This is a genomic window from Tenacibaculum aiptasiae (assembly GCF_008806755.1).
GTDB classification, from domain to species: domain Bacteria; phylum Bacteroidota; class Bacteroidia; order Flavobacteriales; family Flavobacteriaceae; genus Polaribacter; species Polaribacter aiptasiae.
In genome coordinates this window covers 80,445-94,187 of sequence record NZ_WAAU01000028.1, presented here as the reverse complement: position 1 = coordinate 94,187, position 13,743 = coordinate 80,445, and the positions used below count along the sequence as shown (strand labels likewise).

Below are 13,743 nucleotides of genomic sequence, written 5' to 3'. Positions count from 1 at the left end.
AACTTACTTTTTACTTCTTTAGTATAAAACCCAACACTAAATATTAAAAAACCTCTGCCATCATACAACGAGCGCTACCTCCTCCACAAGTTTCTATAGTTTCTAACGATGAATGAATTACCTCATTATGCTTTTCAATTTTCTGTAACTGCTCTTTTGTTAAAGATTTATAAGCAGAACTACTCATTATTAAAAAGCGCTTATCATTTTCACCTCTAACTTGTAACATATTTCCTGCAAATTGAGTTACTTGCTCTTCTGAGATAGCTATTACCTCTTTACCATCTGACTTTAAATGCTTCAACACATTTTTCTTTTCTTTTTTATCATCAATTGCATCTAAGCAAATTATTGCAAAAGTTTCTCCAACACACATCATAACATTGGTATGATAAATAGCTTCTCTTCTTTCTTTAACTGTTTGATTGGCTATAAAAACTACTGGAGTATATTCAAAATCTTCACAAAACTCAATAAATAACTCTTCATCTGCTCTTGGAGATAAAGCACAATAGGCTTTTCTATTTTGTCTATCTAAAATCATACTACCAGTACCTTCAAGAAATATACCTTCTTCCTCTGCTTCCGAATAATCTATTACGTTTTTAATTTCAAATCCGTTTTCTTCCAGTATATCTAAAACATCTTCCCGTTTTTCTAAACGACGGTTTTTAGCAAACATAGGATAAATAGCAACATCCCCATTTTCATGAAATGAAATCCAATTATTTGGAAACAAAGCATCTGGCGTATCAGGCTCTTTAGTATCCTGAACCACAATTACTTTTATTCCTTTTTCTCTTAACTTATCTACAAAAACATCAAACTCTGCCTCTGCTTTTGCATTAATAGATGCTGGTAACATTCCTGCTAACTCTTGTTGATAATAATTGTTAACAGCTGTTTGCTCGTTCATTCTAAAACTTGCTGGACGAACCATTAAAATAGTATTAGTTGTTTGCTTCATTCTTATGAAATTTTATGGATACTCAACCTCTAACTTTGTTACTTAATTTCTGTCAAAGATAGACACAAAAGAGCTAGTTAATTAAAGTTTTTTTTAAAATTCATGTTAGAATTCTTCGCAAATCGTCTCCTTGACTATTTTTCAAGTGAAAAAAGAATTATACAGCTTTAACCTAGATATTTAAAACAGATAAAAAATCTAATAAAATTAAATAAACAGAAAAATAATCTATTTATTAAAATTAAAACTGACTCATATCATTATACATATTACTTTTGCCCGCTAAATTTTTCAGATTATGACAAACAACAACAAACTACCTATAGAAAGTCAGCAAAAACTAGATAATTTGCATACCGAATTAACTACTGCTCGCGACACCTTTTTAGGATACCCTGTATCTAAAGATTTTGATTATTCTGAATTAAATAAGTTTTTCAAATACCCTATTAATAATCTTGGTGATCCTTTTGAACAGGGAACTTATCGTGTACAAACACATGAAATGGAACGTGAAGTAATTGCTTTCTTTGCTAAATTATTTAGAGCAAATCCAAAAGACTTTTGGGGGTATGTTACCAATGGGGGTTCTGAAAGTAATTTATATGGCTTATATCTTGCTCGTGAGTTATTTCCTAAAGCCATTGTTTATTATTCTGAATCTACTCACTATAGTGTTCGTAAAAACATTCATTTATTAAACATTCCAAGTATCGTGATTAAATCACAAGAAAATGGAGAAATTGATTATGAAGATTTTGAAAATACTGTTCGTATGAATCGTCATAAACCAGTTATTGTTTTAGCTACTTTTGGAACTACCATGAAAGAAGCTAAAGATGATGTTTCTAGAATTAAAAATATATTAAGCAATTTAGCTATTCAAGACAACTACATACATTGTGATGCGGCACTAGCTGGATCTTTTGGACCATTTATGCAACCTCGATTACCTTTTGATTTTATTGATGGTGCTGATAGTATTTCTATAAGTGGTCATAAATTTATTGGTTCTCCCATTCCAACTGGAGTGTTATTAGCTAAAAGATCTAACAGAGACCGAATAGCTAAAGGTATTTCTTATATTGGTTCTTCAGACACAACTATTACTGGATCTCGAAACGGACACTCTCCTTTATTTCTATGGTACGCTTTAAAAAAACTTGGCGTAAAAGGATTGCAAGAACGTTATCAACATAGCTTAGAAGTTGCAGAATACTGTGAAAAAGAATTGAAAAAGATTGGTATTAATGCTTGGAGAAATCCAAATGCCATAACAGTTGTACTTCCTAAAACATCTAAAAGAGTGAAAGATAAATGGCAACTAGCTACTGAAGGAGATATTTCTCATGTTATATGCATGCCTAATGTGACGAAATCGCAAATAGATGAATTTATTTACGACATCAAAAACTGTAAAGAACCTATAATTGAAGATGAGTTTTCTTACGATTTCTCTTTAAGCTAATCTTTTTATTTGGTACAATTTTTGTTAAGTTTTCATTCTATTAATTTAAAAATTTATGCATGAAAAAACTATTATTATGTACAATGCTTATAGCATTGTCTTTTGCCTATGGACAAGAATCTACTAAAAAAGAAAAATTAACTATCCAAAAAGGAACTTGGTATTTAAATGGAGGAATGTCTCTAGTTTCTAATAACTCTAAATCTAATCAAAATATGGAAAAATCGGACCAAATAGGTTTTAATTTTAGTCCTAAAATTGGTTTCTCCATAAATAACAACTTAATTATTGGACTCGGATTAGGTTATAATTATCATAAAAATGATCTCAATTTTACAAACACAAAGAATTTTACCAAAAATGAATCATACAGTATATTTCCTTACATCAAAAAATATTTTTCTCTTGGACAAAAACTAGCCTTTACCTTACATGGTGAATTTCGTTATACATATTCGAAATATGAAAACGACTATAACAGCTTAAACAACACTAACCTAAGTAAAGCTAACTACTATTTCATAGGAATAAGACCAGGTATCACTTATTTTTTAAATAAAAAAATTGCGTTAGAAGCTAATATTGGAGCATTAGGTTACACCAAATCTAACCATACTCATTTTCCAAATAATTCAATTCAAGAGATTGATAATTTCAACTTTAATCTAAATTCCTCTAATTTAAACTTTGGAATATCTTATTACTGGTAAATAACTAATAAAAACGCTAAGAAAAATTCTTAGCGTTTTTTTATACATTCTATAATATCAAACTTCTTATTTTGTTTCAAGATAGTTACCTTTTTAAAAAGTTTACTTAAATGTGTACTATAATTTAGATGTGAGTTGGCTACTAACACAAATCTCCCATTGTTTTTTAAACAACTATGTACTCCTCTAAAAAGATTTAAAGCTACTTCTATATTATTTTCATACTCAAAATGAAAAGGTGGATTCGACACCACTAAATCAAACGATTCTATTTCTAAAGCATTTAATGTATCAGCACAAATAAAATGTGTTTTTTTATCTTTTAAATTTAACTTTGATGATTCTATTGCTAAGTTAAAATCATCTATTAATGTTACTTCAACATCAGGATTTTGTTTAGTTACTTCATAAGCTATAATTCCATTACCAGAAGCAACATCTAACACCTTTAATTCATTAGCTTTTAAATTTAAACTTTCTAAAAAGAACTGTGTTCCAATATCAATACTTTTTGAAGAAAATACTCCATAATATTGTTTTAACACATCTTCTTTCCAATCAATTTCATTAATCAATTCCTTGTACTCAATGTTTCTTTTAGGATTCTTTAAAATCAACAATCTAGCTTTTTTCCATGCTTTAGTTTGCTCAATAGAATCGAAATATTTCTCTGCTATTTTTAAAATAGAAGCTGAAAAATATTTGGTCATAAATCCACATACCACCTCAACATTTTCTTTTGAAGCTTTGTGAATTTGTTGTAAGAACAACTCAAACAACTCTATAGATTTTGGGACTTTTATAATTGCTAAATCAACTTTTTCTAAAGAATCTAAAGGTGTTTTATAAGCTCCCTTTTTAAATAACTTATTAAGCTTTAAATTCTGTTCGATTGCTTTTTGTTGACTAGCATAAGTCCAAACTGTTGTTAGATTTTTATCACTTAATGCACAATTCCAAATCCCAAATCGATCATTAAATAAATGAACATTTTCATATCCTTTTTCAGTAATATAATCTAACACTAAAAGCTCAGCATTACTCCAAGCTCTTAACGACTTATCAAATGTTTTTGGGTAACGTATTAATTCATATTTTACTGAATTAACCTCTACTATTGACTCCAATAAATTTCTTTTTTAATTATCTTTTTTTTAAGAGAAATATATTTTATCTAACGAAGTAATATCTCCTGCTTTATTTCTTCTAAAAATATGTTTTGCTTCCACTTCCGAAATTGTTTCTTTCCCCATAGCGGCTACTACTTCTTTTACTGCATCTATTGTTTTTGAATGATAATTTTTAACTCTAATATTTTTATCCCCTACAACCAACGCCTCTACTAAATCTTCATCTTGTGTTGCTACACCTACAGGACAAGTGTCTAAATTACATTCTCTAGCTTGTATACAACCTAAGCTCAACATAAAACTACGAGCCATACCAATAACATCAGCTCCTAAACTCTTGTACTTTACAATATCAAAAGCATCAATTGCTTTACCACTAGCAATAATTTTTATCTCTTCTTTTAACTTGTATTTTTTCAGCATTTTATTCACAAACGCTAATCCTTCCAATAAGGGGGTACCAACATAATTAGAAAACTCTAAAGGCGCTGATCCTGTTCCTCCTTCTCCTCCATCAACAGCAATAAAATCAGGATAATTGTTAGCTTCAGCAAATGCTTTAATCATTTCTTCAATTTCCTCATTATCTCCTACACAAAACTTAATACCAATTGGTTTTCCTTCAGCTAATTCTCTTACTCTTTGAATAAACGTAATCATTTCTTCAAAATTAGAAAATGCATCATGATTTGGTGGAGAATCTACACGAGTAAATGGCTCAACCGAACGAATCTTTGCTATTTCTTCAGTATTCTTTTTGGCTGGCAAAATTCCTCCATGACCTGGTTTTGCACCTTGAGAAAATTTAATCTCAATCATTTTCACCTCAGGTCTAATAGCATTCTTTTTAAAAACCTCATCATCAAAAACACGTTTTCCATCTACACTCTTTCCTGCTCCAAAATACCCTGTACCAACTTGAAAAATTAAATCTCCACCTTGTAAATGATACGGAGAAATTCCTCCCTCACCAGTGTTATGAGCAAAGTTTCCCATTTTGGCTCCCTGATTTAATGCCATAATTGCATTTTTACTTAGAGAACCAAAGGACATTGCTGAAATATTTATAATCGAAGCACTATATTTTTGAGTACACTTATTAGAACCAATAACTACTCTATCTCCTTTAACATGATGATGATTTTTTGGGAATAACGAATGTTTTACAAACTCATACCCTTTCTCATATACATTGTGTTGTGTTCCAAAAGGTACTGTTTCTATTTCTTTTTTTGCTCGTTGATATACAATACTTCTTTTTTCACGGTTAATAGGTGTTCCATTCAAATCATCTTCTATGAAATATTGTTGAATTTTTTCACGTTCTTCTTCAAACACCCAACGCAAACGTGCTACTACAGGAAATGCTCTCATTAAAGAGTGTTTTTTTTGAATAAAAGCATCATATATAGCTAGCAGGGTAATTGCCGAAGCTATAGTAAGTAATATGTAATTTCCCATATCGGGCATAAAGTATACCAATACCCCACATAATACATTTACTACTATAACCACAGTTAAAATAGTATCTCTCATTTTTGTTAGTTTTGTAGCTAAAATACAAGAATTTTGACATAAAAAAAGCTCTAACAGTTGTTAGAGCTCTTGTATATCTTATATACTTGAAATTATTTTTTGAATTTCGCGTATTTGTTTTTGAACTTGTCAATACGTCCTGCAGTATCAACTAACTTAGACTTACCTGTATAGAAAGGGTGAGAAGTTCTTGAAATTTCTAATTTGATTAATGGATACTCAACTCCGTCAACTTCTAAAGTTTCTTTAGTGTTAGCTGTTGAACGAGTTAAAAATACATCTCCATTCGACATATCTTTAAAAGCTACCATTCTATAATTTTCTGGATGTATTCCTTTTTGCATCTTAAATGACTTTTAAATATTGTTTTAATTATTTGTCAAACACTGTAAAATTGGTAAGGTTTTACACTAAAAAATATTTTTAGCTGTTTGAGGCTGCAAATTTAACCATATTTTTTAATTTTCAAACAAATAAATTGTTTTAATTTGTAGTGAAAACGAATAAATTAGAAATCAAACTATAAAATATGCGTATTTATACATACTTTGCTTTAGCTTTATCAGTAATAACAATGACTTCTTGTAGCGATACTGGATACAAATTTAAGCTAAATACCTCTAAAAAAACTACTTTAGGTAAAAAAGCAGCAATAAAATTTGAACAAACTAAAGGAGCAAAAATTGATTCTGTTCATTTATTTGTTGATCAAAAACGTGTGAATAAAAACGAAACTAGTATAGCCATTAACACTAACGACTTTGGTGTTGGAAAGCATACTGTAACTGCATTGGCTTTTTACCCTGGAAAATCTAAAAAAGTTACAGGTTCTATAGAAGTTCTAGCAAAGGATGCTCCTGCTATTTATACTTATAAAATTGTAAATACTTTTCCTCACGACAAAAGCGCATATACTCAAGGTTTAGAATATAAAGATGGCTTTCTATATGAAACTACAGGGCGTAGAGGTCAATCATCTTTAAGAAAAATAGATTTAAAAACTGGAGAAGTTCTTCAAAAAATAGATTTAAACGACAAGTACTTTGGAGAAGGGATGACCATTTTTAACAACAAAATTTACTGGTTAACATGGCAAGCTCGTAAAGGTTTTATTTACGATTTAGAAAGTTTTAAACAAGTTGGAGAGTTTGATTACAATAATAGTAATGAAGGATGGGGATTAACTCATAACAATAATGAATTAATAAAATCTGATGGTACTAATAAAATTTGGTTTTTAAATCCTGAAAACCAAAATGAAAAAAGAAGTATTCAAGTATACACAAACAAATATCCTGTTGATAATTTAAATGAGATTGAATTAATTAACAATAAAATTTACGCAAACAAATGGCAACAAAATTCTATTGTAATTATCAATCCAAAGACTGGTGTTGTTGAAGGCGTAGCTGATTTAAATGGGTTAAGAGATATTGTTGCTAAAGACCAAACTTTAGAGCCTAATGATGAAGTTTTGAACGGTATTGCTTACGACAAAGAAAACAATAAGCTATATGTTACAGGAAAACATTGGGGGAAATTATTTGAAATTGAGTTAATTAAACAATAAAATATTTACCTTTAGTTTTTTGAAAAAATCCTGAATACATTTTACATATGAGATATACCCTTCAAATTTTATCTATCATTATTTTAATTGTAGTTAGTTCATGTAGAAAAGATTTTGACACTGTTCCTAATTTTGGTAAACTTCAATTTTCTAAAGATACCGTTTTTCTTGACACAATTTTCACTAACATAGGTTCTGCAACCTATAATTTAAAAGTTTATAACAGAAGTAACAAAGCTATTACCATTCCTGAAATTAAGCTAGAAAATGGTGTTTCTTCAAATTATCGTTTAAATGTTGATGGAACAGCAGGAAAAAACTTTAGTGATATTGATATTTTAGCAAACGATAGTATCTATGTATTTGTAGAAACCACTATAGATTTTAGTACAGTTTCTGACCCGTTATATACCGATAAAATATTATTTGATAATGGAAACAATCAACAAGATGTTGATCTAGTTACTCTAGTCCAGGATGCTAACTTTATATTTCCTTCAAAAAATAGCATGGGAATTGAAACCTTAACTATTGATGGAAAAGATTCAAAAATACAAGGTCGTTTTCTAAAAGATTCAGAATTGACTTTTACTGATGAAAAGCCTTATGTTATTTATGGATATGCTGCAGTTGCTGCTGATAAGACGCTTACAATTGATGCTGGAGCCAAAATTCACTTCCATAAAAACTCTGGATTAATTATTGATAAAAAAGGAAGTTTAAAAGTTAATGGAACTCTAAACAAAAAAGTTTCTTTTGAAGGAGATAGACTAGAACATGCTTTTAGTAACATTCCAGGACAATGGGGAACCATATGGATGCGTGCTGGTAGTAAAGAAAATGAAATCAATCATGCTTTAATCAAAAATGGTGTGGTTGGTATACTTGTAGACAGTATTGGTTCAAACACCTCACCTACTTTATCTATTAAGAACTCTGAGATTTATAATAACTCTAACTATGGTATTTTAGGAAGAGACACCAACATTCTTGGTGAAAACCTTGTAATTGGCTCTTCTGGACAATCATCCTTAGCTTGTACATTTGGTGGAACTTATAACTTTACACATTCTACTTTTGCTAATTATTGGAGAAATAGCATACGCCAGTTACCTACTGTATTAGTTAATAATCACATTACAATTACTGATAGTAACAACAACGAGGTTACATTAACTAGAGACTTAGTAGCTGCTAATTTTACCAATTGCATTATTAGTGGGAATAATAATATTGAACTAATACTAGATAAAATAAATGGAACTACTTTCAATTATAATTTTGAAAATTCAATGATTGATTTTAATGATTTTAATAATTCTTTCACCAACAATAATGAGTTAAATTTTAACGACGTTAGTCATTACCAAAATAATATTTTAAATGGTGATCCTTACTTTAGAGATACTTCCATGAACGATTTTATTATTGGCGAAAAAAGTGATGCTATTAACAAAGCTAAAGCCTCTTCCATTTCTGAAGATATTTTAGGAGTTAATAGAACTACAAATCCTGATATAGGAGCTTACCAACATATTACTTTTTAAAAAGTAATATGTTGTCCTATTTTTTGTTTAAAATCATTTTGTTTATCTACAAACAAGGCTAAAGAAACTGCACTTTTAGAAATACCGTAAAAACTATTAAATTTTATTTTTTCTTTAAAATGTATCACTACATTATGCCCTCCAGAACTTCCCAATGGCGAAAAGTATTTGATTGAACTTTTTTCTGGAATATCTTTAGTACTCACCTCTATTTCCTTTATCTCATTAAAAGGAATAACTGCATTGGCAATAATACCAAATCTTAGCACTAATTGTTCTTTTTCTATATCAATATAAATAGGCCTTTTAGCTAAAGAACGTAAAACTGCTATTACTTGTAATGCTGTATATACACTTAAAACCCCTAACACGAAAGAACCTTTTACATTTCCTTGTTCCATCATAGCATGAGTTACAAACATTTCAACCACCACTACCAATAAAAAACCTAATATGACACTTACAGCCGTGCTATTTTTATGATAACTATATTCATTTTCTTTAAGTTGTTTCTTTCTCCAATTAAATAAACTATAGTACACTACTGAAATTTCAGCTGCAAAAACACTTCCTAAACCATAAGGTAAGATATCATTACATACCAACTGCATTGAATCGAAAAAATCAAGAGAATTATTAGTAGTACTTTTTACTTTTCTTATAACCTTCCCTGCTTTTATAATGACAAACCCTATTAAAAAAATCTCTACTAAGGGCAATAAAACTATTCTTATTCTTCCAATTATTTCTTGATTTTCTTTGGGTAAAATTACACTTGCTATAGCTAAACCTAAAAAAGCAACAGTAATAGTTGTTTTATTTGATATTTCTTTTTTCCTTATTAAAAAGAAATAAACTAGAGGTATTGTAATTAAAAAATCAACAATAACAAAAGGTGAAATTCTTGGTATAAAAAAAGATGATTTTACCACAGCTACTAGTGATAAAATCATCAATAAAGGTATTCCAAAAACTATTAAATTATTCTGGATATTAAGTTTGGTAAACATACTTAGCTCTTTTAAGTTAATCTTTACTTATTAGTAGCTTATTCATGTTTTTTGTTACTCTTTATTTTAATTATTTTTTCTTGTATACTTTTCCATTTTTCATAACAAAAACAACATTCTCCATTGTATTAATATTTTTCGTAGGATCTTCATTTACAGCAACTATATCAGCCAAAAAACCTTTTTTTAGTTGCCCTATTTCATTCTCCATTTCTAAAATTTTGGCATTAGTAATTGTTGCTGACTGTATAGCTTCCATTGCTGGCATTCCTGCCTCTACCATATAACCAAATTCTTTGGCATTATTTCCATGCTTAAAAACACCTGCATCGGTACCAAAAGCAATACCTACTCCTTTCTTATAAGCTTTTGCAAAAGTTCCTTGTATTTGTGGTCCTACCGCTAAGGCTTTAGGTACAACTATTGCTGGGTAGAAATCTTTCACCTTAGCTTTTTCCTCTACTTCTTTACCTGCAGTAATAGTAGGAACTAAATAAGCGTTATGCTTTTTCATTAACTCCATTGTTTTATCACTCATATAAGTACCGTGCTCAATGGTTTTAACCCCTCCTATAATTGCTCTTTGCATTCCTTCATCTCCATGTGCATGCGCAGCTACATGCATTCCGTAATCTTTTGCCATATCACAGATAGCTTTTATTTCTTCTACTGTAAACTGTGGATTATCACCACTTTTAGCTACACTAAGAACCCCTCCTGTAGCTGTAATCTTAATACAATCGGCACCATTTTTATAACGTTGACGCACTGCTTTTTTTGCATCCTCAACACTATTTACCACTCCTTCTTTTGGACCAGGGTTTCCAATTAATCTCCTGCTACTTCCATTGGTAGGATCTGCATGTCCTCCTGTAGTTGCTAGTGCTTTCCCTGCTGTAAATACTCTTGGCCCTGGTATTTTACCGGCATTAATTGCTTTTCTTATAGCTATATTTACTCCAGTTCCTCCCAAATCGCGAACAGTAGTAAAACCTTTTAATAATGTTGTTTTAGCAAAACCAACTGAATTAAAGGCAATGTCTGCTTCATTTTTTATATATCTATTCAACCTTGTTTTCGGGCTGTGCTCGCTTTCTATGTGTACATGCATATCTATTAATCCCGGAAGTACTACTTTATCTTTTAAATCAATTGTCTTTGAGGTTTTATCACGAGGTAAAATATATCCATTAAAAACATTTGTTATTTTATTTCCGTTTACAACCAAAGTTTGCTTTTCTTTTATAACTCCTTTTTCTGTATCAATAATTTTTCCACATAAAATATATGTGTTTTGTGCTTTCACAGATGTTATAATACAAATTAGAAAAATGAATAAACTGATTTTTTTCATGATAAAATATTAAGATTCGACAATAAATGTAACGTTTTTTTATGTAGCTTGCCTTTTAATTTTTTCTATTTACTGAATGAAACATATTATAATTACTGGAACTAGTAGAGGAATTGGCTTAGAACTAGCTCAACAATTTGCTAATAAAGGACATAAAGTATTAGCTTTATCAAGAAATACTACCCCACTAGATACTATAAACCATCAAAATATAACTACTCTTTCTGTTGATTTATCAAATTCTGACGACATAAAAAAGGCTATAGACTTTGTAAAGTCTGACTGGAAAAAAGTAGATATCTTAATCAATAATGCAGGAAAATTAATCAATAAACCTTTTAGCGAATTAACTACTTCCGATTTTGAAGAAGTATACAAAGTAAATGTTTTTGCTGTTGCTGAATTAACAAAGAATGTTCTTCCGTTTATGGAAAAAGGAAGTCATGTTATTACGGTAAGTTCTATGGGAGGAATTCAAGGAAGTATGAAGTTCCCTGGACTTGCTGCATACAGTTCTGCAAAAGGTGCAGTAATAACTTTATCTGAATTATTAGCCGAAGAATATAAAGAAGAACAAATCGCTTTTAATGTATTAGCCTTAGGAGCAGTTCAAACAGAAATGTTAGAAGAAGCTTTCCCTGGATATATAGCTCCACTATCTGCAAAAGAAATGGCTAATTATATCTTTGATTTTTCTTTAACCGGTAATAAATTTTATAACGGTAAAGTATTACAAGTTTCTAGTTCTACTCCATAAAAAAGACATTTATCTTTGCATAACACCCTTATAAAATATATTCCAGAAAAAGCAGTTCCGTTAGTTATATATCTAATTAACGAACATAAAATTAACCTCAAGATTGTTAATCAACGACAAACTAAGCATGGTGATTTTAGAACTTTTCCTAATGGACAAACTCAAATAACTGTAAACAATAATCTAAACAAACATCAGTTTTTGTTAACCTTAGTTCATGAAATTGCACATCATGTTGTTCATAAAAAATTTGGCAGAGTTCAAGCTCATGGTAAAGAATGGAAGATGATTTTTCAACATTTAATGCTTCCTTTTTTACAACCTGAGATTTATCCTAAAGAAATGCTTCCTTTTTTAGCTAATTACTTTAAAAATCCAAAAGCAAGTACTGATACTGACCCTCAATTATCATTAGCTTTACGAGGAGGAAAAGCCGAAACTGGCAAGAGTTTTATTTTTGAAATACCTTTCGATAGTATCTTTCAATTTAAAAATACATTATATAAAAGAGGAAATAAGCGGAGAACTCGATATGAATGCTTAAATTTAACAAACAAACGAGTATATTTATTTAATCAGAATGCAGAAGTACTAATTATAAAAAATAGCTTTAAACATGAATAACAATTATTACGCAGTAGTCATGGCTGGCGGTATTGGCTCTCGATTTTGGCCAGTAAGCACACAAGAGTATCCTAAACAATTTCATGATATGTTAGGTACTGGAGAATCTTTAATTCAACGTACTTACAATAGAATTAATCAATTAATTCCTTCAGAAAACATATTAATTGCAACCAATGAACGCTACGAAGCTTTAGTACTTGAACAACTACCTAAAACTTCTAAAAAACAATTATTATTAGAACCTGCAATGCGAAATACAGCTCCTTGTATTTTATATGCTGCTTTAAAAATTTACAATCAAAATCCAGATGCTCTTATGTTGGTTGCTCCTTCTGACCACTGGATTGAAAACGAAACTGAGTTTTTAAACAATATTGAAACATCATTTGAAGCTTCTGCGAGTAGTGACATTTTAATGACTTTAGGTATCCAACCTGATTCTCCAAATACTGGTTATGGGTACATTAATTTCGAAGAGAGTTCTAACACTATAAAAAAAGTAAAAAACTTTACTGAGAAACCAAATTTAGAAAAAGCTAAGGAATTTTTAGCTAGTGGTGATTATCTATGGAATGCTGGAATTTTTGTTTGGTCTGCAAAAAGTATTTTAAATGCTTTTAAAGAACATCTTCCTAACATGGTTACTACTTTAGATGACGGTAACAATGTATATAACACAGATTTTGAAGACGATTTCATTAAAAGTAATTACGAGAAATGTGAAAACATTTCAATTGATTTTGGTGTAATGGAAAGAGCTAAAAACGTTCATGTATTACCTGTTGATTTTGGATGGAATGATTTAGGCACTTGGGGATCTCTTTATAATAAACTAGGGAAAGATTCGCAACAAAATGCTATTGTAGGCTCAAAAACTATTTTTAGAGATGCTAATGGAAACATGGTTAGAACTCAAAATGGTAAAAAAGTGGTTGTTCAAGGACTAAACGATTTTATCATAGTAGAAAAAGATGATGTTATTTTAATTTGCCCCCGAAAAGACGAACAAGATATTAAACAAATTAGCGCAGAAGTTAAAAACAAACTTTAATCAAAATAAAAACGAA

The 13,743-nt window shown here is 29.9% G+C and carries 13 protein-coding genes; 7 read left to right on the top strand and 6 right to left on the bottom strand.

Annotated elements, in window-relative coordinates:
* Positions 1–43 precede the first annotated feature (43 nt).
* Entirely contained in the window at positions 44–967 is a 924-nt protein-coding gene (ctlX, locus tag F7018_RS13655; RefSeq protein ID WP_150900653.1) for a citrulline utilization hydrolase CtlX, read from the bottom strand.
* Positions 968–1,265: 298 nt separating this feature from the next.
* Between ctlX and F7018_RS13650 the strand changes: the two genes are divergently transcribed.
* Positions 1,266–2,435, top strand: coding sequence for a histidine decarboxylase (locus F7018_RS13650; RefSeq protein ID WP_150900651.1), 1,170 nt, complete (start codon positions 1,266–1,268; stop codon positions 2,433–2,435).
* Between the two features lie 59 nt (positions 2,436–2,494).
* Positions 2,495–3,145: an outer membrane beta-barrel protein gene (locus tag F7018_RS13645; RefSeq protein ID WP_150900649.1), complete on the top strand. Its 651-nt coding sequence runs from the start codon at positions 2,495–2,497 to the stop codon at positions 3,143–3,145.
* A gap of 29 nt (positions 3,146–3,174) precedes the next feature.
* On the opposite strand, the gene F7018_RS13640 is transcribed toward F7018_RS13645, so the two are convergent.
* The 3 genes from F7018_RS13640 to F7018_RS13630 form a co-directional block, all read right to left on the bottom strand.
* On the bottom strand, positions 3,175–4,272 hold the full coding sequence (locus tag F7018_RS13640; RefSeq protein ID WP_150900648.1) for a class I SAM-dependent methyltransferase: 1,098 nt from the start codon (positions 4,270–4,272) through the stop codon (positions 3,175–3,177).
* 27 nt (positions 4,273–4,299) lie between these two features.
* A complete protein-coding gene (locus F7018_RS13635; protein ID WP_150900647.1) occupies positions 4,300–5,811 on the bottom strand; it encodes an FMN-binding glutamate synthase family protein in 1,512 nt (503 codons plus the stop codon).
* 92 nt (positions 5,812–5,903) lie between these two features.
* Positions 5,904–6,155, bottom strand: coding sequence for a type B 50S ribosomal protein L31 (locus F7018_RS13630; protein WP_150900646.1), 252 nt, complete (start codon positions 6,153–6,155; stop codon positions 5,904–5,906).
* A gap of 185 nt (positions 6,156–6,340) precedes the next feature.
* On the opposite strand from F7018_RS13630, the gene F7018_RS13625 reads away from it, so the two are divergent.
* Entirely contained in the window at positions 6,341–7,381 is a 1,041-nt protein-coding gene (locus tag F7018_RS13625; protein ID WP_150900645.1) for a glutaminyl-peptide cyclotransferase, read from the top strand.
* A 47-nt stretch (positions 7,382–7,428) separates the two neighbouring features.
* Positions 7,429–8,928, top strand: a complete 1,500-nt coding sequence (locus tag F7018_RS13620; protein WP_150900643.1) for a hypothetical protein — start codon at positions 7,429–7,431, stop codon at positions 8,926–8,928.
* On the opposite strand, the gene F7018_RS13615 is transcribed toward F7018_RS13620, so the two are convergent.
* Positions 8,925–9,938 (bottom strand): hypothetical protein, encoded by a 1,014-nt coding sequence (locus F7018_RS13615; RefSeq protein ID WP_150900642.1) that lies wholly within the window; start codon positions 9,936–9,938, stop codon positions 8,925–8,927. The genes F7018_RS13620 and F7018_RS13615 overlap by 4 nt on opposite strands.
* A gap of 70 nt (positions 9,939–10,008) precedes the next feature.
* Positions 10,009–11,292 carry a metal-dependent hydrolase family protein gene (locus tag F7018_RS13610; RefSeq protein ID WP_150900640.1) on the bottom strand — a complete coding sequence of 428 codons (1,284 nt, stop codon included), beginning with the start codon at positions 11,290–11,292 and terminating at the stop codon, positions 10,009–10,011.
* Between the two features lie 76 nt (positions 11,293–11,368).
* On the opposite strand from F7018_RS13610, the gene F7018_RS13605 reads away from it, so the two are divergent.
* The 3 genes from F7018_RS13605 to F7018_RS13595 are packed head-to-tail and all read left to right on the top strand — an operon-like array spanning position 11,369 to position 13,727.
* Positions 11,369–12,049: an SDR family NAD(P)-dependent oxidoreductase gene (locus F7018_RS13605; RefSeq protein ID WP_150900639.1), complete on the top strand. Its 681-nt coding sequence runs from the start codon at positions 11,369–11,371 to the stop codon at positions 12,047–12,049.
* A gap of 15 nt (positions 12,050–12,064) precedes the next feature.
* On the top strand, positions 12,065–12,673 hold the full coding sequence (locus F7018_RS13600; RefSeq protein WP_150900638.1) for a SprT-like domain-containing protein: 609 nt from the start codon (positions 12,065–12,067) through the stop codon (positions 12,671–12,673).
* Positions 12,666–13,727, top strand: coding sequence for a mannose-1-phosphate guanylyltransferase (locus tag F7018_RS13595; protein ID WP_150900637.1), 1,062 nt, complete (start codon positions 12,666–12,668; stop codon positions 13,725–13,727). Before F7018_RS13600 ends, F7018_RS13595 begins: the two co-directional genes overlap by 8 nt.
* Positions 13,728–13,743: the final 16 nt, after the last annotated feature.

Excerpts from the sequence above, each read along its gene's own strand:
- ctlX (WP_150900653.1), bottom strand. The coding sequence starts at position 967 with ATGAAGCAAACAACTAATACTATTTTAATGGTTCGTCCAGCAAGTTTT.
- F7018_RS13650 (WP_150900651.1), top strand. The coding sequence starts at position 1,266 with ATGACAAACAACAACAAACTACCTATAGAAAGTCAGCAAAAACTAGAT.
- F7018_RS13645 (WP_150900649.1), top strand. The coding sequence starts at position 2,495 with ATGAAAAAACTATTATTATGTACAATGCTTATAGCATTGTCTTTTGCC.
- F7018_RS13635 (WP_150900647.1), bottom strand. The coding sequence starts at position 5,811 with ATGAGAGATACTATTTTAACTGTGGTTATAGTAGTAAATGTATTATGT.
- F7018_RS13630 (WP_150900646.1), bottom strand. The coding sequence starts at position 6,155 with ATGCAAAAAGGAATACATCCAGAAAATTATAGAATGGTAGCTTTTAAA.
- F7018_RS13625 (WP_150900645.1), top strand. The coding sequence starts at position 6,341 with ATGCGTATTTATACATACTTTGCTTTAGCTTTATCAGTAATAACAATG.
- F7018_RS13620 (WP_150900643.1), top strand. The coding sequence starts at position 7,429 with ATGAGATATACCCTTCAAATTTTATCTATCATTATTTTAATTGTAGTT.
- F7018_RS13615 (WP_150900642.1), bottom strand. The coding sequence starts at position 9,938 with ATGTTTACCAAACTTAATATCCAGAATAATTTAATAGTTTTTGGAATA.
- F7018_RS13610 (WP_150900640.1), bottom strand. The coding sequence starts at position 11,292 with ATGAAAAAAATCAGTTTATTCATTTTTCTAATTTGTATTATAACATCT.
- F7018_RS13605 (WP_150900639.1), top strand. The coding sequence starts at position 11,369 with ATGAAACATATTATAATTACTGGAACTAGTAGAGGAATTGGCTTAGAA.
- F7018_RS13595 (WP_150900637.1), top strand. The coding sequence starts at position 12,666 with ATGAATAACAATTATTACGCAGTAGTCATGGCTGGCGGTATTGGCTCT.